This is a genomic window from Vibrio sp. 10N.261.46.E11, from assembly GCF_041472735.1.
In the GTDB taxonomy this organism is placed as follows: domain Bacteria; phylum Pseudomonadota; class Gammaproteobacteria; order Enterobacterales; family Vibrionaceae; genus Vibrio.
The window spans coordinates 42,384-64,031 of the sequence record NZ_JBFRQW010000031.1 but is presented as its reverse complement, the minus strand read 5'-3'; the positions used below and the strand labels follow the sequence as shown (position 1 = coordinate 64,031).

Here is a 21,648-nt window from a genome sequence, read left to right as displayed (position 1 = left end):
TAATGGCAACCTTTCGCCAGCTACATAAATTTGGTGGCAGCAGTTTAGCGAATCCTGAGTGTTACCAACGCGTGGTCAATATTCTTAGAGAATACTCGTCAGCTACTGACTTGGTCGTGGTATCGGCTGCGGGTAAAACAACTAACCGCTTGATTGAGTTTGTTGAAGCGCTCGACAAAGATGGTCGTATTGCGCATGAATGTCTACAAACCCTTCGTCAGTTCCAGCTTGAGCTGATTGAAGCGCTGCTTGAAGGTGAGTCTGCGGCTCAGCTAACGGCAACCATTCAACAAGAATTTACCGCTTTGGGGGAGCTAACGGCTCCTCTAAGCGAAGCGCAAAAAGCAAAAGTGCTTGGACACGGTGAGGTTTGGTCTTCACGTCTACTCGCTGCTTTGTTATGCCAGCATGACTTACAAGCAGTTGCTCAAGATGCACGTGCCTTTTTACGTGCAGAAGTGGGTGCTCAACCTGAAGTTGACCGCGCACGTTCTTATCCTCTGATCAAAGAAGCCTTAGCGCAGCATGCACATTGCCGCGTGGTGATTACGGGCTTTATGGCTCAGAACTGCGAGGGTGAAACTGTATTGCTTGGCCGTAATGGTTCAGATTACTCAGCAACCGTGATTGGTGCTTTGGCTGAAGTTGAACGCGTGACGATTTGGAGTGATGTGGCGGGCGTTTACAGCGCTGACCCGCGTCTGGTTTCGGATGCGTGTTTACTGCCTCTACTTCGCCTTGATGAAGCGAGTGAACTCGCTCGTCTGGCGGCTCCAGTGCTCCATAGCCGAACGCTACAGCCTGTGGCTCAAAGTGCTATGGATCTCAGCTTGCGCTGCAGCTACCAGCCGGAGGCGGGCTCTACACAGATAGAGCGAGTACTGGCATCTGGTCGTGGAGCAAAAATTATTACCTCTCTGGATGAAGTTCTTATCGTGCAGCTGACCTTTGGTCACGGCCATGATTTCGACCGTCTCGAGAGCGAAGTGCTTGAAGGGCTTAAGCGCGCTCAACTTGAGCCTCTTGCTTATGAGCTTGAACCGGATCAGCACTGTTTGCGCCTTGCTTATACAGAAGAGATCGCTGGTGGCGCTTTAGAATATCTACAAGACCACGCGATTGAAGCGGAAATTAAGCTTAAAGAAGGCTTCTCTCTGATTGCGGCGGTGGGTGCTGGTGTGACTAAGAACCCGAACCATTGCTACGGTTTCTACCAACAGCTTAAGAGCTCGCCGGTTGAGTTCATCTCAGAAGCGAACTCAGGCTTAAGCTTAGTGGCAGTCATTCGTAAGAGTGAAACATCAAGCCTAGTGAAAGGCATTCACTCTCAACTGTTCCAAGCGCAGAAGCGTGTTGCGATTGCTTTGTGTGGTAAGGGCAACATTGGTTCAAGCTGGTTAAGCCTGTTTGCTGAGCAAAAAGCGGAACTTGAAAAGCGTCGTGGAATGAACTTTGAATTAGTTGCCGTTGTTGATAGCCAAACCTATTGGTTCGATGACCAAGGCATTGATGCGACTTCGGTAGGTAAGCGCTTTGACGACGAAGCGATTGCCAACAATGGTAACGACTGGTTAGAGCGTTTGGGTTCTATTCAGGGTTACGATGAAGCGGTAGTACTCGATGTCACCGCAAGCCCTGTGCTTGCAGCAAAGTACCTGCAAATTGCACAACAAGGTATCCACCTTATCTCAGCTAACAAGGTGGCAGGCTCTGCATCAAGCGAGTACTACCATCAAGTGCAAGATGCTTTCGCAAAGATCAGCCGTCATTGGTTGTACAACGCGACCGTTGGTGCAGGTTTGCCGATTAACCACACGGTACGTGACCTGCGTGAAAGTGGCGATGACATCATTGCATTGTCTGGTATCTTTTCGGGCACATTATCTTGGTTGTTCCAACAGTTTGATGGCACCGTGCCATTCAGCGAGTTGGTTGATTTAGCGTGGCAACAAGGCCTGACGGAACCAGACCCTCGTGCTGACCTCGATGGTTCAGACGTAATGCGTAAGCTGGTGATTCTGGCGCGTGAATCGGGCTTAGATATCGAGCCTGAAAACGTCAAAGTAGAGTCACTGGTACCTGCAGAGTTGCAAGACCTATCAGTGGATGACTTCTTCGATAAGGCTTCTGTGCTGAGTGAAGAGTTGGCTGAGCGTTTAGAAAAAGCACATTCTCAGCAGAAGGTTCTGCGTTACGTAGCGCGTTTAGAGAAGAATGGTAAAGCTACCGTAGGCGTTGAAGCGCTATCTAAAGAACACGCTCTGGCGAACTTACTGCCTTGCGACAACATCTTTGCGATTGAGAGCAAATGGTACAAAGATAATCCATTGGTTATTCGTGGCCCAGGTGCTGGTCGTGAAGTGACAGCTGGTGCAATTCAGTCTGATTTAAACAGAATGTCTAGCCTGTTTTAATACTTAGAGTGGTTGGTTTAATACTTAGAGCGATTGGTTTAATAGTCAGATCAATTGCTTTAATACTCAGAATAATTGTTTAAATGCGTAAATAGCATACTATCCACTAAGATAAATAAGGCTGAAAGCACGATGTGTTTTTCAGCCTTTTTTCTACATTATTTTTTCTTTGCGACCCACCTATCGGCTTGAGCTTTTCTCACTATCTGGTTGAAAAAAATTCATAATGGATCTGTTGACATTAAATCGTATTCAATTCATTCTGGAGACATATAGACGTCTAAACGTCGCTAGGGATTTGAGATTATTGAGTGGTTGCTTTTGCCACAGGGAGAGTAAGATGGGATACACACACGCTAGTCATATCGACGCTTTAAATCAGAATATCGCTGAGCTTTCTGACAACATCAATGTGTCATTTGAATTTTTCCCACCAAGCAGTGAGAAGATGGAAGAGACCCTGTGGAATTCTGTTCACCGTCTTAAAACACTTCAACCAAAATTTGTATCAGTAACCTATGGTGCAAACTCGGGTGAACGTGATCGTACCCACTCAATCATTAAAGAAATCAAAAACCAAACAGGTCTAGTAGCAGCGCCACACCTAACGTGTATTGATGCTAGCCGCGAAGAGCTGATTCAAATTGCCGACGATTACTGGGCGAATGGTATCGAGAGTATTGTTGCGTTGCGTGGTGATATTCCAGCAGGCGGCGGCGCGCCAGATATGTACGCATCTGACCTAGTTGAGCTACTTAAATCTCGCCACGATTTTGATATCTCAGTAGCGGCATTCCCTGAGGTTCACCCTGAAGCAAAAAGCGCTCAATCGGATCTTATTAACCTTAAGCGTAAAGTCGATGCGGGTGCTAACCGTGCTATCACTCAGTTCTTCTTCGATGTCGAAAGCTACTTACGTTTTCGTGACCGTTGTGTGGCGGCTGGCGTTGACGTAGAGATTGTACCGGGCATCCTGCCAGTGTCTAACTTCAAGCAAGCATCTCGCTTTGCTGCGATGAACAACGTGAAAGTACCGGGGTGGATGGCGAAGCAGTTTGAAGGTTTGGATGATGATCCAACGACTCGTCAGCTTGTTGGTGCTAGCCAAGCAATTGATATGGTTCGTACACTGAGCCGTGAAGGTGTGAAAGACTTCCACTTCTACACGCTAAACCGTGCAGAAATGACTTACGCACTTTGCCACACATTAGGTGTTCGTCCACAAGTCGCTGCGCTTTAGGCAAAGTCTAAGAACTAAAGCCCAAGCGCTTGTAAAAGCTTCTGGTAGTAACATTTCAAATCCTATAGATACAAAAAAGGCTTGGACTCTAAGAGTTCAAGCCTTTTGCTTTTCTAGCTTCTAGCTTCTAGCTTCTAGCTTCTAGCTTCTAGCTTCTAACTTAACTTAAGCAAGAGCGCCAAGTTCAAGCAGTACTTCGTCAGCCCATACAATCCATGCTTCACGGATCAGTAGGTTACGACGAAGAGTAAGACGCTCAAGGCGTGCTTGCTTGTCTAGAGTTGATGGCGTTGCGTAGTAAGCCGCTTCGATTTCACGGTAGTGAGAAACCAGTTTGCGAGACTCTTCTACTAGCTCAGCAAGTTGTACACGGTAAGCGTCAGAAGGTTGTACAGCACAAGCCATTAGCTTAGCTGAGAACTCGTCACGAACGGTTGGGTGTGCAGTTGGTTGTTCAAACCATTCACCTAGCGCGCCACGGCCAGCATCGGTGATAGAGTAAACTTTACGATCAGGTTTGCCTTCTTGAGGCTCAAGTACGCAAGTTACCTGGTCGTTCTGAGCCATTTTATTTAGCTCGCGGTAAACTTGTTGGTGGCTAGCTTTCCAGAAGTAACCAATGCTTGCGGAGAATTCTTTTGTGATATCGTAACCAGTAGCATCGCGTGTACTTAAAACGGTTAAAATTACGTGTGGTAATGACATGTCTGAAATCCAAATGGTAAACAGTAAACAAATACTTGAACAACAAGTGTGCTTCTATGGCACGTTATATTGGTTATGTTCAAGTAGCACCAACTCAATCGTTGGTTATGTCACCTTACAAAGCCGTTTATCACCTAGGTTGACCAGTTTATTGGTCGAGTGCCGCAGATTATTATTTTGGAGTGTTTCTGCAGCGGAGCAGTAGTATATCTAAATAATAAGCATAAAGTAGAATACATGGGCAAAATAACCCAAAAAACTGACAAAATACTCACTAGTGGTCGTTTAGCAAAATAAAAAGGCCGCCAATGGCGACCTTTTGTTTCTTTTGTAGATGGAATCACTAATTAACCAGTGTTTCGCATACCTGCTGCAATACCTGCAATCGTCACCATTAGCGCTTCTTCTAGCTCTGCTGGTGGTGTTTCACACTTACGAGTACGGTAAAGCAGTTCCGCTTGAAGCATATTTAGTGGCTCAACATAGATGTTACGTAGACGAATTGACTCAAGTCCCCAAGGGTCGCTTTGCATCAAGTTCTCGTTATTTTCTACATTCAGCACCGCTTTGATGTCTTTTTGCAGCTGTTCACGCAGTAACTCACCCAGAGGTAATAGCTCTTCGTCAACAAGTCGCTGGTCGTAGTACTTAGCGATTTCCATGTTGCACTTCGAGTACACCATTTCCAGCATACCTAGACGAGTCGAGAAGAATGGCCATTCACGACACATCTCTTCAAGTAGCGCTTGATGGCCTTGATCGACAGAGTATTGAATCGCTTCACCAGCGCCTAACCATGCAGGCAGTACCAAACGGTTTTGGCTCCATGAGAAGATCCATGGGATCGCACGTAGGCTTTCTACGCCGCCGTTCGGGTTACGTTTCGCAGGACGAGAACCAAGAGGTAACTTGCCTAACTCTAGCTCAGGCGTCGCTTGGCGGAAGTAAGGAACAAACTTCTCTTCACCACGAACCACGTTACGGTAGGCCTCACAAGAGACTTGAGACAGCACTTCCATTAGGTCGCGCCATTCTTGTTTTGGTTCCGGTGGCGGCAGAAGGTTCGCTTCTAGAATCGCACTTGCGTATAGGTTGAAGCTGTTTACGGCAACATCAGGCAAGCCAAGTTTAAAGCGGATCATTTCGCCTTGCTCAGTTACACGTAAACCGCCTTTCAAGCTCTTAGGTGGTTGAGAAAGAAGAGCGGCGTGCGCTGGAGCACCACCACGACCAACTGTACCGCCACGGCCGTGGAATAGAGTCAGTTCAATACCTTCTTCTTCGCAAGCCTTAACCAGCTTGTCCATCGCATCATACTGAGCCCAACCAGCAGACATTACGCCAGCGTCTTTTGCTGAGTCAGAATACCCAATCATCACCATTTGGTGGTTCTGGATAAAACCACGGTATAAGTCGATGCTCATTAGCTGTTTCATTACCGCTTCTGAGTTATTCAAGTCGTCTAGCGTTTCGAACAGTGGACATACGTCCATGCGGTACGGGCAACCACATTCTTGTAGAAGCAAATGTACAGCCAATACATCCGAGGCAGTACGAGCCATAGAGATCACGTAAGCACCAAAGGCTTCACGAGGTTGAGCAGCAACCACCTTACAGGTGTCTAAAACCTCTTTGACCTGTTCAGATGGCTCCCAATCGCGTGGTAGTAGTGGGCGTTTTGAGCTTAATTCATTAGTTAAGAAAGCGACTTTGTCTTGCTCGCTCCACTGGTCGTAGTCACCAATGCCCAGGTAGCGAGTCAATTCAGACAGCACATCTGAGTGACGTGTGCTTTCTTGACGAACATCGAGACGAACTAAATGCACACCGAATGCTTTCAGGCGGCGCAGGGTATCAAGTAGAGAACCGTCCGCGATTACGCCCATGCCACATTCGTGCAGCGATTGGTAACACGCGTAAAGCGGTGTCCAAAGTTGGTCTATGTTCTGTAGTGTTTCTTTCTTCGGTACTTCTGCGTCGTGCAGTTTTGCATCAAGCACTTCTAGCGTGTTGTTGAGCAGAGTACGTAGGCTCTTCAGGATTGCACGGTAAGCTTCGTGCTCATCGCCAGCCAATTCACGAACGGCGTCATTACATTTGGTCATCGACAGTTCGGTAATCAGCTCGTTCACGTCACCTAGGTAAAGGTCTGCGGCTTTCCAGCGAGACAGGCGCAGAACTTCCTTAGTGATGGTGTGCGTTACGAATGGGTTACCATCGCGGTCACCGCCCATCCATGATGAGAAGTGTACTGGGCGTGCATCAATCGGCAGGCCTTCACCAAGGTAGCCTTTTAGTCGGCCATCCATTTCACGTAGGAAATCAGGAACGGCTTCCCATAGAGAGTTTTCTACAACCGCAAAGCCCCACTTAGCTTCATCAAGTGGCGTTGGGCGCTGCTGACGAATCACATCCGAGTGCCAACCTTGAGCGATCAGTTGCTCTAGGCGGCGTTCGGTTTTCACGCGCTCTTTGTGTGATAGGTCGCTTAATTCTAATTTAGACAGACACTCGTTGATCTTCACCAACTTGTTGATCATGGTGCGACGAGTGATTTCTGTTGGGTGTGCAGTCAAAACGAGTTCGATGTTCAGGTCGCGAACGGCTTGAGCCGCGTCTAGCTTGCTGATGTCATTCTGATTTAATTTGGAAAATAGAGATTGCAGCACATCTGGTTCACAAACATGCTCCTCACAGTGGCGAGAGATCGTATGGTATTGCTCTGCCATGTTGGTGAGGTTGAGAAATTGGTTAAATGCACGAGCAACAGGAGTGAGTTGTTCGTTCGGCAGGTTTTTGATCTCTTCAACTAGGCTGTCACGGTCAGCTTTGTTGCCTGCGCGGGCGGATTTGGAAAGTTTACGGATAGTCTCCACTTTCTCTAAGATAACGTCACCATGTGCATCTTGGATTGTGTTACCTAGCAAGCGTCCCAGCATGCTTACGTTACTCTTGAGAGCGGCGTATTTCTCGTTCATTGTCATCCTGCCTCGTAAAAAAATTACATCCATTGTTCCTTGTTAAGTACACAATCTAGCGAAAAGTGCTGTATCTAGTCAAATAAAGCATTCTAAGTTTGCAATTATTAGGTTTAAAAATGCGGGAGAAGTAAATTTTTAAAAACTTAGGGAAAAAGTGAAATTTAATTACAAGATTGCGGCTATATCAGAGATGGCAGAATAAAAGCCACTTTTTAGGGTGGCTTTTATGTGAATGTTCGGATTGAAAAGTAATAACTAGAAACAATATTTGCGGATAGATTTACTCAGAACATCAATTGTTGGGTCAATAAAATCGAAGCTTAAGAACTCATCCGGTTGGTGAGCTTGGTCAATTGAGCCTGGACCTAATACCAGTGTTGGACATAATTCTTGAAGGAAAGGTGCTTCAGTGCAGTAGTTCACAGTTTGAGATTCAGTTTCACACACTGATTCCATGCCACCGATAAATGGATGATCGTGCTGACACTCGTAACCCGGAATCGGCTCATGCAGGGGAGTTATCTCAATCCTGTCCGGCCATTTTGCTTCTACTTCCTTGAGCGCGCTGCGCAGCATGTTATCCAAACCATCTAAGCTGATGCCTGGTAAAGGACGAACGTCGTAGTGTAGTTCACAACAGCCACAGATTCGGTTAGCGCTGTCGCCACCGTGGATATGACCAAGGTTTAGAGTAGGGCTTGGAATCGCAAAACCCGGGTGATGGTACTCTTTGACTAATTTGTCACGCAGCTGCATTAAAGCAAACAACACTTCATGCATGATCTCGATGGCGTTGACGCCTAAAGCTGGATCTGAAGAGTGACCTGATTTACCGGTTACTCGCACTGCATTGGCAACGTGTCCTTTATGACCACGAATAGGCACAAGGCTGGTAGGCTCACCAATAATGCAGTAGTCCGGTTTAAACGGCGCATTTTCAGTGAAATGACGTGCACCTAGCATAGTGGTTTCTTCGTCACACGTAGCTAAAACATAAAGCGGCTTGGTTTGCTTGCTCCAATCCATTTTCTTCGCAGCTTCATAAACGAAGGCAAAAAAGCCTTTCATATCGGCGGTGCCTAATCCGTAGAAGCGGTTGTTGTGTTCTGTCAATGCGTGAGGGTCGAAGTTCCAACGTCCTTCATCGAATGGCACGGTGTCGCTGTGTCCCGCTAATAACAAGCCACCTTCGCCAGAACCTATCTTTGCGACCATATTATGCTTGCCAGGTTCGACTTCCACGACCTCAACGCTAAAACCTACGTCTTTAAACCATTGAGCCATTTTTTCGATCACTTTCTCGTTGCCATGATCCCAGCTTGGATCGGTTGAGCTAATGGAGTCGGTGGAAATTAGGCCTTTGTAGACCTCAAGAAAACTCGGTAATTGCATAATATCTTCACTTCTACTATTGACAGGAAAACTATAAGTCGGTAAAACACATATTAAATCATATTTAATGCATAAGAAATCAAATAAAGCCAAAAATTAAGTATGAATAGTCAAATTTTGAAATGTAACTTACCTCAGGAATGGATGTGTTGAGATGTTGAAAACCACGATCATTGGCGCAAGCGGCTACACAGGAGCAGAACTGGCTCTAATGATAAACAGACACCCTGAGCTCACGCTATCAGGTTTATATGTCTCAGCCAATAGTGTAGACGCAGGTAAACCTATTGCGGCACTGCACGGTAAGTTAGCTGGCTTGATTGATATGCCAGTACAGCCATTAACGAATCCAGAAGAAGTAGCAAAGCAGTCTGATGTGATTTTCTTAGCTACCGCACACGAAGTCAGTCACGACCTAGCGCCCATTTTTCTAGAGAACGATTGCCAAGTCTTCGACCTATCGGGTGCCTTCAGAGTGAAAGGCGAGAACTTCTACCAAGAGTTCTACGGTTTTGAACACCAACACGAGCAATGGCTAGATAAAGCCGCTTACGGTTTAGCGGAATGGAATGAGCAAGCGATTAAAGAAGCTCAACTTGTCGCGGTCGCGGGTTGTTATCCAACTGCATCACAATTGGCAATTAAGCCTTTGGTTGAAGCGAAGTTGCTGGACGAAAACCAATGGCCGGTGATTAACGCAACGAGTGGTGTTACAGGAGCGGGTCGTAAGGCAACTATGGTTAATAGCTTCTGCGAAGTGAGTCTGCAAGCTTACGGCGTATTCAATCACCGTCATCAACCTGAAATGGCTGCACATTTAGGATGTGATGTGATTTTTACTCCGCACCTCGGCAACTTTAAGCGCGGTATTTTAGCGACCATCACCATGAAATTGGCTGAAGGCGTGACAGAACAACAGATACAAGATGCCTTTGAGCAAGCTTACCAAGGTAAACCTGCGGTGAGATTACTCGAAGAGACATTGCCAAGAATTCAAGACGTAGAACAGACACCTTTCTGCGATTTAGGTTGGAAGGTTCAAGGTCAACACATCATCGTTGTTTCAGCGATTGATAACTTGTTAAAGGGTGCATCTAGCCAAGCGATGCAGTGTTTAAATTTACGTTATGGTTTTGCGCCATTAACTGCGTTAGTGTAAGGGAATCTAGATATGAGCCTTAATAATCAACCATTAATCATAAAGTTAGGTGGCGCTGCGCTATCTTGTGGTGAAACACTTAGCAAGTTATTTGGTGCTATCTCTGCTTACCAACAACAAGCACAACGACCAATCGTAATTGTTCACGGTGGTGGTTACCTTGTTGATGATTTGATGAATAAGTTGAACCTCGAAACCGTTAAGAAAGAAGGACTACGTGTTACTCCTTATGATCAGATTCCAGTTATTGCCGGTGCACTAGCGGGTACGGCGAATAAATTACTTCAAGGTCAGGCGATTAAAGACGGTATCAATGCCGTTGGTTTGAGCCTAGCGGATGGTGGTTTATGCAAAGTGAGCGAACTGAACCCTGAACTGGGTGCGGTAGGGAAAGCGGAGCCGGGAGACTCAACCGTCTTGCAAGCGATTCTTAATGCTGGCGCACTGCCAATCATTAGCTCAATTGGCTTAACTGAACAAGGTCAACTGATGAATGTGAATGCTGACCAAGCTGCGGTAGCCGTTGCCGGCGCGCTTGATGCTGAACTGGTACTGCTTTCTGATGTAAGTGGTGTGTTGGATGGCAAAGGCCACCTCATTCCAAGCCTTAATCAACAGCAAGCTGATGACCTTATTACAGGCAAAGTGATTACTGACGGCATGATCGTTAAGGTTCAAGCTGCACTAGAAGCCGCTAACGACCTTGGACGACCAATCGAAGTTGCCACTTGGCGATACCCAGAAAAGCTAACACAACTGTTTTCAGGTAAAAGCATAGGAACACAGTTTTTACCTCAGTAGGTCTTACAACGAGTCACTACTTAAAGAATTTAGACAAATTAAATAAACATATAATTATGAAGTCATTTCCAACGCTGACCGCCATGTGCAGTATGGAAACTAGGAGAAAGAAAATGAGCAAAGTTAACGTAAAGAAAGTTGTAGTAGCCTACTCTGGCGGTCTAGACACATCAGTAATCATTCCATGGTTGAAAGAGAACTATGACTGTGAAGTGGTTGCGTTTGTTGCGGATGTTGGTCAAGGCGACGAAGAGTTGATTGGTATCGAAGAGAAAGCAAAAGCTTCTGGTGCATCTGAGTGTTACATCGCTGACCTTAAAGAAGAGATGGTGGCAGATTACATCTACCCAACGCTAAAAACGGGTGCTTACTACGAAGGTAAATACCTACTAGGCACTTCAATGGCTCGTCCAATTATCGCGAAAGCTCAGGTTGAGGTTGCACGTAAAGTCGGTGCAGACGCACTGTGTCACGGCTGTACAGGTAAGGGGAACGACCAAGTTCGTTTTGAAGGCGCATTTGCTGCCCTCGCACCAGACTTACACGTAATTGCGCCTTGGCGTGAATGGGATCTAGTGAGCCGTGAAGAGTGTCTGGATTACCTAGCTGAACGTAACATTCCTTGTACTGCTTCTCTTACTAAGATTTACTCGCGTGATGCAAACGCATGGCACATCTCTACAGAAGGTGGCGTTCTAGAAGATACATGGAATGCGCCAAACGAAGATTGCTGGGCTTGGACTGTAGACCCAGAGCAAGCGCCAAACGAATCTGAAACAGTGACGCTTAAAGTTGAAAAAGGCGAAGTGGTTGCGGTTGATGGTGAAACAATGACGCCATACAACGCACTGGTTTACCTAAATGAGAAGGGCGCTAAGCACGGTGTTGGTCGTATCGATATCGTAGAAAACCGTCTTGTTGGTATGAAGTCTCGTGGTTGTTACGAAACTCCGGGTGGCACAATCATGATGGAAGCACTGCGTGCAGTAGAGCAGCTGGTTCTTGATAAAGCGGCATTCGAATTCCGTGAAGAGCTAGGTGTTAAAGCTTCTCACCTTGTATACGATGGTCGTTGGTTCACTCCGCTATGTAAGTCAATTCTTGCAGCAACAGATGAACTAGCACAAGACGTAAATGGTGAAGTGGTTATCAAGCTTTACAAAGGCCATGCAACGGTGACTCAGAAGCGTTCTGACAACAGCCTGTACTCAGAAGAGTTTGCAACCTTTGGGGAAGATGAAGTTTACGACCAAAGCCACGCTGAAGGCTTTATCCGTCTTTACTCGCTATCAAGCCGTATCCGCGCTCTGAATAGTCAAAAGTAATCCTAACCATGAGTTAGTAAGCTAGCCCTTTACGAATAACGAAAGGCTAGCAAGTAGACATTATTATGCAAAGCCCATCCACTATTGATTAGTGAATGGGCTTTTTTCTATCTATTAGTCTAATAAATCAGCTTCGGTTTTTATCATTGAATGGCATATAATTCGCGAATCACTCTGAAAATAAATAATGGATTAAATTACTGGTGAATAAATATGTGAAAATAATGAATTAATACTTTATTTTTATTTTGAATTGCCGTAAGTTTAAACCATCAGAAAAATACTGAATCTTAATCAGAATTATCATTTGCAAAAACAGTGAGCACTGTGCAATTAGGAGATACACAATGGCATTATGGGGCGGTAGATTTACCCAAGCAGCAGACACCCGGTTCAAAGATTTTAACGATTCTCTTCGTTTTGATTACCGATTGGCTGAGCAAGACATTGTGGGCTCAATTGCCTGGTCTAAAGCTCTACTGTCGGTCAACGTATTAACCGAGGAAGAGCAACAGAAGCTTGAGTTAGCGCTAAATGAGCTAAAACTTGAGGTGATGGAAGATCCTGAACAGATTCTACGTTCTGATGCAGAAGATATTCACAGCTGGGTTGAGCAACAACTTATCGGCAAAGTCGGTGACTTGGGCAAAAAACTTCACACTGGCCGTTCTCGTAATGACCAAGTAGCGACAGACCTTAAATTATGGTGTCGTCAGCAAGGTAACCAACTGCTATTGGCATTGGATCGCCTACAGAGCCAAATGGTCAACGTTGCTTCTCAGCATCAAGAAACTGTGCTTCCTGGCTACACTCACTTACAACGTGCTCAGCCGGTAACTTTTGCTCACTGGTGCTTGGCTTACGTTGAAATGCTTGAGCGTGATTATTCTCGTTTGAATGATGCGATTAAGCGTCTAGATACATGTCCGCTGGGTTCTGGTGCCCTTGCCGGAACTGCTTACCCGATGGACCGTGAAGAGTTAGCTCACAACTTAGGTTTCCGTCGTGCAACGCGCAACTCTCTAGATTCAGTCTCTGACCGTGACCATGTGATGGAGCTGATGTCGATCGCTTCTATCTCTATGCTTCACCTTTCGCGTCTTGCAGAAGATATGATTTTCTACAACTCAGGTGAATCAAACTTCATCGAGTTAGCAGATACCGTGACTTCAGGTTCATCTCTGATGCCACAAAAGAAAAACCCGGATGCGTTAGAACTTATCCGTGGCAAAACTGGCCGTGTTTACGGTTCACTAGCTGCAATGATGATGACAGTAAAAGCTCTGCCTTTGGCGTACAACAAAGACATGCAAGAAGATAAAGAAGGTCTGTTCGACGCTTTAGATACTTGGAATGATTGTATGGAAATGGCAGCGCTCTGTTTTGACGGCATTAAAGTGAACGGCGAACGTACACTTGAAGCGGCGAAACAAGGCTACGCGAACTCAACTGAACTGGCTGATTACCTAGTAGCGAAAGGGATTCCTTTCCGTGAAGCTCACCATATTGTCGGTGTAACAGTAGTAGCGGCGATTGCTAAAGGCTGTGCATTAGAAGAATTAACCATCGCAGAGATGAAAGAGTTCTCTGAGGTGATTGAAGAGGATGTATATGACATCCTGACCATTGAATCGTGTCTTGAAAAACGTAGCGCGCTAGGTGGTGTATCTCCACAGCAAGTGGCTTACGCGGTTGACCAAGCTGAGAAACGTTTATCACAGCGTGACACTTCCATCGTTAAGGTTCGTCCTGCTCGTCTGACTGATATTGAAGCGTTAGAAGGCATGGTCGCTTACTGGGCGAACATGGGTGAAAATCTACCTCGTTCTCGTAATGAACTGGTGCGTGATATTGGCTCGTTTGCGGTCGCGGAACATCATGGAGAGGTGACAGGTTGTGCATCACTCTATGTGTATGACTCTGGCTTAGCAGAAATTCGCTCACTCGGTGTTGAGGCTGGCTGGCAAGGTCAAGGGCAGGGTACTGCGATTGTGCAGCACTTGGTTGAGAAGGCGCGCCAAATGGCCATCAAGAAGGTATTTGTGCTGACTCGTACACCAGAGTTCTTCATGAAGCATGATTTCTTACCGACATCGAAATCTCTACTGCCTGAGAAGGTACTGAAAGATTGTGACCAGTGTCCTCGTCAACATGCGTGTGATGAAGTGGCGTTGGAAGTGAACTTGGTAGAACAGATTATCGCTAAGGTTAATGTTGCATAAGACATTGATTTTATAGCTCCTAAAAAAAAGATCAAAAATCTGATCTTTTTTGGGAACAAACTAAGAAAAGCCCGGTCTATTAAAGTACCACTGCTTTTTCTTAGAATTTTCTAAGAAAGCCCTAGAATCGATTGGTTCTGGGGCTTTTTTCTATCCGCTGTTTGGTAAATGATAATAGCTCGATAATTACGGTGCACGATTGATGTATTGAACCTATCATCTAACCATTATTGCCTATCCAGCAAACTCCTCAGCTAACGCTTTTTGTTCCTTAAAGGCAGCACCAGTAACTTCATTATCCAATGCAGCGATAACAAGCCACTGAACGCGAAAGCGGCCATCATCAAGGCGATGGCATTGATGGTTTTCGGGTCTTCCCTGAAAAGTAACCACCATGTTCCCCAACTCAAGAGCGACAGCACCATGAGCTGGTTCATACAACGTTGGCAGCGACCGAGTTTGTTGAAGATTTTTTCATTTTTATTGCAATGAATACATGTCATCTTGGGCTTGATTCGCGTTATGCTTGTTGCCCTGATAATACCACGTCACAAGATATTGGATCACGGTGACATAGAGAGAGAAGATCGATGATTGAGCGCCAAGAAACCAAGCAACGTATGAGCCGTATTGTTAAACACAACGGTACTATCTACCTATGTGGCCAAGTTTGTGCTGATGCAACTAAAGACATCACTGAACAAACACAGACGATGCTAGATAAAGTAGAAGCGCTACTTGAGCAAGCAGGCAGCGACAAAGAGCACATGCTGTCAGCAACGATTTACTTGAAAGACATGAAAGACTTCCAAGAAATGAACGCAGTTTGGGATGCATGGGTTCCTGAAGGTCACGCCCCAGCTCGCGCATGTGTGACTGGCGACATGGCTCGCGAAGCGTTATTAGTTGAGATCTCTGTGATTGCTGCTGAGAAGTAATTGCTAACTCTTTAGATACAAGCAAAAACAAAAAGGAAAGCCAATGGCTTTCCTTTTTAGTATCTAGTCTTTGTTAACAGATCAAACGACTACCTGTATCTATGGCCTGAAATTAACAACCCGGGCCACAATCTAGGCAGTGTTTCACCATCTCTGGACCTAAGTGCAGTTTCGCATTGAGGTCACGTAGCGCTGTTCGCACACCTTCTTCAATCACTGGGTGGTAGAACGGCATATCCAGCATTTCAGAAACCGTCATCTTGTTCTGGTGTGCCCAAGCTAATAGGTGAGCCAAGTGTTCTGCGTTTGGTCCCATCATTTCAGCACCAAGGAAGCGGCCTGTACCTTGCTCGCCGTATACGTGCAGAATACCTTTGTTGCGCAGCATGACTCGTGAACGACCTTGGTTCTCGAAAGACACTTCACCTGTTGCGAAACAACCACATGTGCCTAAGCGTGTGGTGATCTCTTTGTAAGTTTCACCCACCATCGCGATTTGTGGGTCAGAGAATACCGCAGAGATTTTAGAGCGGCGTAGGCCTGCACGAATCTCAGGGAAGCGACCTGCATTATCACCCGCAATACGTGCTTGGTCTGCTGCTTCATGTAGTAGAGGCAGTTGGTTACTTGCGTCACCGGCAATAAATACTGATGGTAGCGATGTTTGTAGTGTGTAGTGGTCTGCGATAGGAACACCACGTTCATCAAGTTCTAGAGAGGTATTTTCTAGGCCAAGCTTATCAGTGTTAGGGCGACGACCTGTTGCTGCCAGTACATACTCAACGATGTTGGTTTCTAGTTCACCTTGCTTATTGATGAACTGAATTTCGACGCGAGCCTCACCCGATTCAGTGGTAATACGCTTCATGCTTTCGATTTTCACGTCGGCATCTAGGTAGAACTCTTCATTGAAGGCTTTGTCGGCGTAAGCCATGATCTCTGGGTCGGTTACTGGGCCAACTTGACCACCTAAACCGAACAGTTTTGTTTTCACACCTAAGCGGTGCAGTGATTGACCAAGCTCTAGGCCAATTACACCTGGGCCAAATACCGCAACCGACTCTGGTAAATCATCCCAGCTGAATACGTCATCGTTAATGATAAGAAGTTCACCAAGTTCATTCCAAACTGCAGGGTATGCAGGGCGTGAACCGGTTGCGATAACAATACGCTTAGCCGTCACAACCGTGTGGTCATCAATTTGCAGCGTGTTGTTGTCTAAGAATTTTGCGTAGCCAGAGATCTTGTCTTGCTCGGGGATTTCATCAACACCTTCTAAAACAAAACCAACAAAACGGTCACGTTCAAACTTCACTCGGTCCATCACTTCACGGCCGTTAATCACGATATCACCTTGTGGGTGAACGCCAAAAGCCGGAGCTTTCTCGATTTGGTGTACACTTTCAGCCGCAGCAATAAGCAGTTTAGATGGCATACAACCAACACGAGCACAGGTTGTACCGTAAGGACCGCCTTCAATCATCACAACACTGTCAGTGTGTGCTTTTGCAGCGCGGTAAGAACCTAAACCTGCTGTACCGCCCCCGATAACTGCTACATCTACATTGACTTGTTTCATAATAATTTTCTCGCAATAGCTAAATTTAGTTTGAACGAACCCCTCCAACTCTGGTGATTTTTTTAGCGAGTCAGGATTGCGGGTCAGTTTTGTGATTCTGTTTTATTAGGTTTAGCTTGTGACTCAAATATTCGCTACTAACTATTACTCGATTAGATACGGGTTAGTAAAAAGCTGATGAGCCAGAGCTATATTCTTTTTTCCAAAACTCAGATAAGAGTAGTTTGGAATAGCTAACCCACAAGAGGGTGGGTTAGCTTATAGTGCTTAAATTATTTAAATACTTAAGCTTTTTATTAGCGACTAAGTGATTAACCTAAGAAAGCTTCTAGTTCTTCGCTACCACCGATGTGTTTGCCACCGATGAACACTTGAGGAACTGTTGTGCGACCAGAGATTGCACGCAGGCTTACTGTTGTTGCGTCTTTACCTAGTACTACTTCTTCGTAGTTCAAACCTTTGTCGATTAGGTTCTGTTTCGCTTTCATACAGAAAGGACAGCCTGGCTTAGTGAATACCGTGATTGACTCTTGTTCCTTGTGCTCAGGAGCAATGTAGTTAAGCATAGTATCTGCATCAGAAACCTTGAACGGGTCGCCTGGTACGTCTTCTTCGATGAACATTTTTTCTACCACGCCGTTTTTAACCAGCATGCTGTAGCGCCATGAACGTTTGCCAAAGCCGATGTCGTTTTTCTCAACTAGCATGCCCATACCGTCTGTGAAATCACCGTTACCATCTGGGATGAATGTGATGTTTTCAGCTTCTTGGTCTGCTTTCCAAGCGTTCATTACGAATGTGTCGTTTACTGAAACACATAGAATGTCATCAACACCATTTTCTTTGAATACAGAATGTAGCTCGTTGTAACGAGGTAGGTGGCTTGAAGAACATGTCGGTGTAAACGCACCTGGTAGGCTGAATACGATAACTGTCTTGTCTTTGAATAGCTCTTCCGTCGTTACGTTAACCCATGCATCGCCTTGGCGAGTTGGGAATGTTACTTGAGGGATTGATTGACCTTCTTTAGATGTAAACATATTGATTTCCTTAAATAGTATTTTGAATTTTTGTTCTATCAGAGCTTAACGTTTTTCTTTGCTCTGTTTCGTTTCGTTGAGCCCATTATTAGATAAATTCTTTGATAGCTCTAATCGTTTGATGTTATGGTTTTGATAGGTAAATTCTATCAAAAGTATTTTATCCCCAAATATTCCTATTCAGACCCTTGTTCTTATTAAAACCTGAGGTAAGAGACAGATCATGAACATTCGTGACTTTGAATACTTAGTGGCACTCGCAGAGCACAAACATTTTCGAAAAGCGGCAGAAGCGTGCTTTGTAAGTCAGCCCACCCTGAGTGGACAAATACGTAAGCTGGAAGATGAAATTGGACTCCAGTTAACCGAGCGTAGCCCAAGGAAGGTCATATTTACAGAATCAGGGTTACAACTTGTTGAACAAGCCAAGCGTATTCTCAATGAAGTAAAGACTTTTAAAGATATGGCAAGTGGACACGGTGAAGCGATGACGGGGCCGATGCACATTGGTTTTATCCCGACCGTTGGGCCCTATATTTTGCCTAAGATCATACCTCATCTTAAAGAGAACTTTCCCGATCTTGAGCTTTACCTGCATGAAGCTCAGACTCATCAGCTAGTGAGTCAACTTGAAGATGGCAAGCTTGATTGCTTGGTATTAGCTGCAGTTGATGAAACGGCTGCGTTCAAAGAGATTGATGTGTATAACGAACCGTTAAGCGTCGCCGTACCCTGTGATCATGAGTGGGCTAAGCAAGACACTGTCGACATGTTGCAGTTAAATGGACAAACCGTACTTGCACTGGGCGATGGTCACTGCTTACGAGACCAAGCCTTAGGCTTCTGTTTTGCTGCGGGTGCAAAAGATGATGAACGCTTTAAAGCGACCAGTTTAGAAACGCTGCGTAACATGGTGGCAGCAGGGGCGGGTATTACCTTGTTACCTCAGCTATCGGTACCAAAGGAAAAACAGAAAGATGGTGTGTGTTATGTTCCAGCGGTGAATCCAACACCTTCACGTCGCATTGTTGTTGCCTACCGACCGGGTTCTCCGTTAAAGGGGCGCTTTGAGCAACTGGCTGAAACTATCCGAACTCAATTGGAAAAAACAGCTTAACGGTCAAATTCAGATTGTAGGTACAAAACCGTTTAAATTGTAGATAACAAAAAAGGGTTGATATGAATTCATATCAACCCTTTTTATTGGTTCAGTTACTTGGTGCAACAAACCCTAGTTAGAACAACTCTTCTACTGCTTCACCTGATGACGTTGAGTAGATGTCATCATTGAAACGTTCAGTAATGTACTCGGTTGGCTCAGTGCCTTTCTCGAAATACTCGAACATTGATGAGCTATCGAACTTGTTGGTCAGTAAGCCTGTTTCACGGTCGATACGAACGCGAACGATATTTTCTGGAAGCTCTTTACGTTGTGCAGGAACACCCGCTAACGCTGTGCCCATGAAATCAACCCATGCAGGTTCTGCTGTTTTAGCGCCCGCTTCTGCACCTGTAATCTGATTCTTACCAAGGTTAGAGTTCGCTTTAGTGCGACCTAGGTTACGGTTGTGGTTATCAAAGCCAACCCATACCGTCGCCACCATGCCAGGGCCGTAACCGCTGTACCAAGTATCTTTCGAATCGTTGGTGGTTCCGGTTTTTCCGCCAATATCGCGACGCTTCAGCGGTTGAGCACGCCAACCTGTACCATTCCAACCTGTGCCGGCACTCCAGTCACCGCCGCCCCAGATGTTGCTGTACATCATTTCACGAACAAGGAACGCGTTCTGCTCAGTGATCACTTGAGGTGCGTACTGTACTTGGGCATCCACATCTTGCTCTGCAAACTCATTAGCCATTGAATCTGAGGTCATTGGCTGTTGGCAATCGTCTTTACACACAACTTTCGGTGTCGCTTGGAATTCAGTCTCACCAAATGGTGTTTCAATGCGGCTGATGTAGAAAGGTTCAACGTAGTAGCCGCCATTCGCAAATACTGAGTAACCTTGTGCTACCTTCATTGGCGTTAAGCTACCCGCACCCAGAGCAATGGTTTCAGAACGCGGTACTTCGTCAATATCAAAACCAAATCGAGTTAGGTAGTTACGAGTATCATCCAAGCCCACTTCGCGCAGTACACGTACCGCCATTACGTTTTTAGATTGAGCTAAGCCAATACGTAAACGAGTTGGACCCACATAGGTCGGTGGTGAGTTCTTTGGTCGCCATGCCGTACCTTGGCTCTTATCCCATTGATTGATAGGCGCATCGTTGATCAGTGAGGCTAGTGTTAAACCTTTTTCAATCGCCGCTGAGTAGATAAATGGCTTGATACCAGAACCCACCTGACGAATAGATTGGGTCGCACGGTTGAATTTGTTGTGAACAAAGTTAAAGCCACCCACCATCGACAATACTGCGCCGTTGTTAGGGTTCATGGCAACAAACGCGGTGTTTGCATTTGGCACTTGGCTTAGTCGCCATACAACCGGTGTTTCAGGTTTAATTGTTGTTTCTTCGGTAGGCTCTTCAGATACCTCATCGCCTGTTACTGCTTCATGGCGAACCCAAACTTGCTCACCAACAGCCAAAATCTCTTTCGCTTGAGAAGGCGCTGGGCCTTGACGGTCGTCTGTTAGGAACTTACGTGCCCAGTTCATGCCTTGCCATTCGATAGTGCCTTTGCCTTGGTTCTTAACCCAAACTTGAGCACTTTTCGAATCAACAGCGGTTACAACTGCTGGTACTAAGTCACCATAGGTCGGTTGAGACTTAAGGTGCTTAACGATTTGTTCTTGATCCCAAGCCGATTGTGCCGTTTGCCATAATACTTTTTCAGCACCACGGTAACCGTGACGCTCATCGTAGCCGAGTAGGTTCTTAATCGCGGCTTGGTTCGCAGCTTTTTGCAGTTTTGAATCAACGGTCGTGTACACCTTCATGCCTGATGTGTAAGCGGCTTCACCATAGCGTTCCACCATCCAAGCTCGTGCAACTTCTGCTACATATGGTGCGCTTAGTTCAATCTCGGCACCGTGATATTTCGAGATAAGTTCTTCACTGCGAGCTTCATCGTACTCTGATTGAGTGATGTATTTTTCGTCTAGCATACGACGTAATACCACGTTACGACGGTTGGTCGCACGCTCAACAGAATAGATAGGGTTCATAGTTGAAGGTGCTTTTGGCATGCCCGCAAGCGTAGCCAATTCACTTAAGGTGAGCTCAGGAAGATCCTTACCAAAATAAACACGCGCTGCTGCGCCGAAACCATATGAACGGTGGCCAAGGAAGATCTTGTTTACGTACAGCTCCATGATCTCTTCTTTACTAAGAAGTTGCTCAATGTGGATCGCAATGAAGATCTCTTTGATTTTACGCATGATCTTTTTCTCATTAGATAAGAAGAAGTTACGCGCAAGCTGCTGAGTTATGGTACTTGCCCCTTGTTTGGCTGAACCGGACATAGCAACCACGAGTGCTGCTCGAGTAATACCAATTGGGTCAATACCAGGGTGCTCGTAGAAGCGGCTATCTTCGGTAGCAATCAAGGCCTCAACTAGGTGGCGAGGTATCTCGTCATAAGTCACTGGGTTGCGACGCTTTTCACCAAATTGAGAGATCAACTTTCCGTCTTGACTGAAGACTTGCATCGGGGTTTGGAGTTCTACGTCGCGCAAAGTGGCAACATCAGGCAACTCGGGTTTTACGTAATAATAAAACCCGAAAATTGTACTGACTCCAAGAATCATGCAAATCAATGTAAATATGAATAATCGCTTTATGAACTTCACCGGATAATCCCTGATTAGTTAAGGCTGATAAGCAGCAAACCCTTGTACTCTAGGTTAA

Annotated in this window: 15 protein-coding genes; 8 read left to right on the top strand and 7 right to left on the bottom strand. The window is 45.7% G+C overall.

The window, feature by feature from the left end:
• The first annotated feature begins 2 nt into the window (after positions 1 to 2).
• Both AB4407_RS10455 and metF read left to right on the top strand, forming a co-directional pair.
• Positions 3 to 2,414 carry a bifunctional aspartate kinase/homoserine dehydrogenase II gene (locus AB4407_RS10455; RefSeq protein WP_372120500.1) on the top strand — a complete coding sequence of 804 codons (2,412 nt, stop codon included), beginning with the start codon at positions 3 to 5 and terminating at the stop codon, positions 2,412 to 2,414.
• A 340-nt stretch (positions 2,415 to 2,754) separates the two neighbouring features.
• The gene (metF, locus tag AB4407_RS10450) at positions 2,755 to 3,654 is read left to right on the top strand and encodes a methylenetetrahydrofolate reductase (protein ID WP_009848888.1); all 900 of its coding nucleotides are present in this window, start codon (positions 2,755 to 2,757) and stop codon (positions 3,652 to 3,654) included.
• 165 nt (positions 3,655 to 3,819) lie between these two features.
• Here metF and AB4407_RS10445 read toward each other — a convergent pair whose 3' ends face one another.
• From AB4407_RS10445 to argE, 3 genes are all read right to left on the bottom strand, one after another.
• The gene (locus AB4407_RS10445; protein ID WP_372120499.1) at positions 3,820 to 4,359 is read right to left on the bottom strand and encodes a PadR family transcriptional regulator; all 540 of its coding nucleotides are present in this window, start codon (positions 4,357 to 4,359) and stop codon (positions 3,820 to 3,822) included.
• A gap of 347 nt (positions 4,360 to 4,706) precedes the next feature.
• Positions 4,707 to 7,343 (bottom strand): phosphoenolpyruvate carboxylase, encoded by a 2,637-nt coding sequence (gene ppc / locus AB4407_RS10440; protein WP_372120498.1) that lies wholly within the window; start codon positions 7,341 to 7,343, stop codon positions 4,707 to 4,709.
• Between the two features lie 252 nt (positions 7,344 to 7,595).
• The gene (gene argE / locus AB4407_RS10435) at positions 7,596 to 8,732 is read right to left on the bottom strand and encodes an acetylornithine deacetylase (protein ID WP_372120497.1); all 1,137 of its coding nucleotides are present in this window, start codon (positions 8,730 to 8,732) and stop codon (positions 7,596 to 7,598) included.
• Between the two features lie 154 nt (positions 8,733 to 8,886).
• Here argE and argC point away from each other — a divergent pair, with 154 nt between their 5' ends.
• The 4 genes from argC to argH all read left to right on the top strand — a co-directional run bounded on the left by argC (position 8,887) and on the right by argH (position 14,239).
• A complete protein-coding gene (argC, locus tag AB4407_RS10430) occupies positions 8,887 to 9,891 on the top strand; it encodes an N-acetyl-gamma-glutamyl-phosphate reductase (RefSeq protein WP_102433309.1) in 1,005 nt (334 codons plus the stop codon).
• A 12-nt stretch (positions 9,892 to 9,903) separates the two neighbouring features.
• Positions 9,904 to 10,692, top strand: coding sequence for an acetylglutamate kinase (gene argB / locus AB4407_RS10425; RefSeq protein WP_017061138.1), 789 nt, complete (start codon positions 9,904 to 9,906; stop codon positions 10,690 to 10,692).
• Between the two features lie 113 nt (positions 10,693 to 10,805).
• Positions 10,806 to 12,017 (top strand): argininosuccinate synthase, encoded by a 1,212-nt coding sequence (locus tag AB4407_RS10420; protein ID WP_372120496.1) that lies wholly within the window; start codon positions 10,806 to 10,808, stop codon positions 12,015 to 12,017.
• Positions 12,018 to 12,364: 347 nt separating this feature from the next.
• On the top strand, positions 12,365 to 14,239 hold the full coding sequence (gene argH / locus AB4407_RS10415) for an argininosuccinate lyase (protein ID WP_017061136.1): 1,875 nt from the start codon (positions 12,365 to 12,367) through the stop codon (positions 14,237 to 14,239).
• Positions 14,240 to 14,493: 254 nt separating this feature from the next.
• On the opposite strand, the gene AB4407_RS10410 is transcribed toward argH, so the two are convergent.
• The gene (locus tag AB4407_RS10410; protein WP_372120495.1) at positions 14,494 to 14,742 is read right to left on the bottom strand and encodes a DUF3624 domain-containing protein; all 249 of its coding nucleotides are present in this window, start codon (positions 14,740 to 14,742) and stop codon (positions 14,494 to 14,496) included.
• A gap of 87 nt (positions 14,743 to 14,829) precedes the next feature.
• Between AB4407_RS10410 and AB4407_RS10405 the strand changes: the two genes are divergently transcribed.
• The gene (locus AB4407_RS10405; RefSeq protein WP_004729674.1) at positions 14,830 to 15,177 is read left to right on the top strand and encodes a RidA family protein; all 348 of its coding nucleotides are present in this window, start codon (positions 14,830 to 14,832) and stop codon (positions 15,175 to 15,177) included.
• A 112-nt stretch (positions 15,178 to 15,289) separates the two neighbouring features.
• On the opposite strand, the gene AB4407_RS10400 is transcribed toward AB4407_RS10405, so the two are convergent.
• Together AB4407_RS10400 and AB4407_RS10395 are read right to left on the bottom strand one after the other, a co-directional pair.
• Positions 15,290 to 16,756, bottom strand: a complete 1,467-nt coding sequence (locus AB4407_RS10400) for a dihydrolipoyl dehydrogenase (protein ID WP_372120494.1) — start codon at positions 16,754 to 16,756, stop codon at positions 15,290 to 15,292.
• A 311-nt stretch (positions 16,757 to 17,067) separates the two neighbouring features.
• Positions 17,068 to 17,796 carry a glutathione peroxidase gene (locus AB4407_RS10395; protein ID WP_372120493.1) on the bottom strand — a complete coding sequence of 243 codons (729 nt, stop codon included), beginning with the start codon at positions 17,794 to 17,796 and terminating at the stop codon, positions 17,068 to 17,070.
• Positions 17,797 to 18,019: 223 nt separating this feature from the next.
• On the opposite strand from AB4407_RS10395, the gene oxyR reads away from it, so the two are divergent.
• On the top strand, positions 18,020 to 18,913 hold the full coding sequence (oxyR, locus tag AB4407_RS10390; RefSeq protein ID WP_372120492.1) for a DNA-binding transcriptional regulator OxyR: 894 nt from the start codon (positions 18,020 to 18,022) through the stop codon (positions 18,911 to 18,913).
• A 118-nt stretch (positions 18,914 to 19,031) separates the two neighbouring features.
• Here the strand turns inward: oxyR and AB4407_RS10385 are convergent, their stop codons facing one another.
• Positions 19,032 to 21,590, bottom strand: a complete 2,559-nt coding sequence (locus AB4407_RS10385; RefSeq protein WP_372120491.1) for a penicillin-binding protein 1A — start codon at positions 21,588 to 21,590, stop codon at positions 19,032 to 19,034.
• Positions 21,591 to 21,648 lie beyond the last annotated feature (58 nt).

Coding starts and splice junctions, on each gene's coding strand:
- AB4407_RS10405 (WP_004729674.1), top strand. CDS start 14,830: ATGATTGAGCGCCAAGAAACCAAGCAACGTATGAGCCGTATTGTTAAA.
- metF (WP_009848888.1), top strand. CDS start 2,755: ATGGGATACACACACGCTAGTCATATCGACGCTTTAAATCAGAATATC.
- AB4407_RS10395 (WP_372120493.1), bottom strand. CDS start 17,796: ATGTTTACATCTAAAGAAGGTCAATCAATCCCTCAAGTAACATTCCCA.
- argC (WP_102433309.1), top strand. CDS start 8,887: ATGTTGAAAACCACGATCATTGGCGCAAGCGGCTACACAGGAGCAGAA.
- ppc (WP_372120498.1), bottom strand. CDS start 7,343: ATGACAATGAACGAGAAATACGCCGCTCTCAAGAGTAACGTAAGCATG.
- AB4407_RS10420 (WP_372120496.1), top strand. CDS start 10,806: ATGAGCAAAGTTAACGTAAAGAAAGTTGTAGTAGCCTACTCTGGCGGT.
- AB4407_RS10410 (WP_372120495.1), bottom strand. CDS start 14,742: ATGACATGTATTCATTGCAATAAAAATGAAAAAATCTTCAACAAACTC.
- argB (WP_017061138.1), top strand. CDS start 9,904: ATGAGCCTTAATAATCAACCATTAATCATAAAGTTAGGTGGCGCTGCG.
- AB4407_RS10400 (WP_372120494.1), bottom strand. CDS start 16,756: ATGAAACAAGTCAATGTAGATGTAGCAGTTATCGGGGGCGGTACAGCA.
- oxyR (WP_372120492.1), top strand. CDS start 18,020: ATGAACATTCGTGACTTTGAATACTTAGTGGCACTCGCAGAGCACAAA.
- argH (WP_017061136.1), top strand. CDS start 12,365: ATGGCATTATGGGGCGGTAGATTTACCCAAGCAGCAGACACCCGGTTC.
- argE (WP_372120497.1), bottom strand. CDS start 8,732: ATGCAATTACCGAGTTTTCTTGAGGTCTACAAAGGCCTAATTTCCACC.
- AB4407_RS10455 (WP_372120500.1), top strand. CDS start 3: ATGGCAACCTTTCGCCAGCTACATAAATTTGGTGGCAGCAGTTTAGCG.
- AB4407_RS10445 (WP_372120499.1), bottom strand. CDS start 4,359: ATGTCATTACCACACGTAATTTTAACCGTTTTAAGTACACGCGATGCT.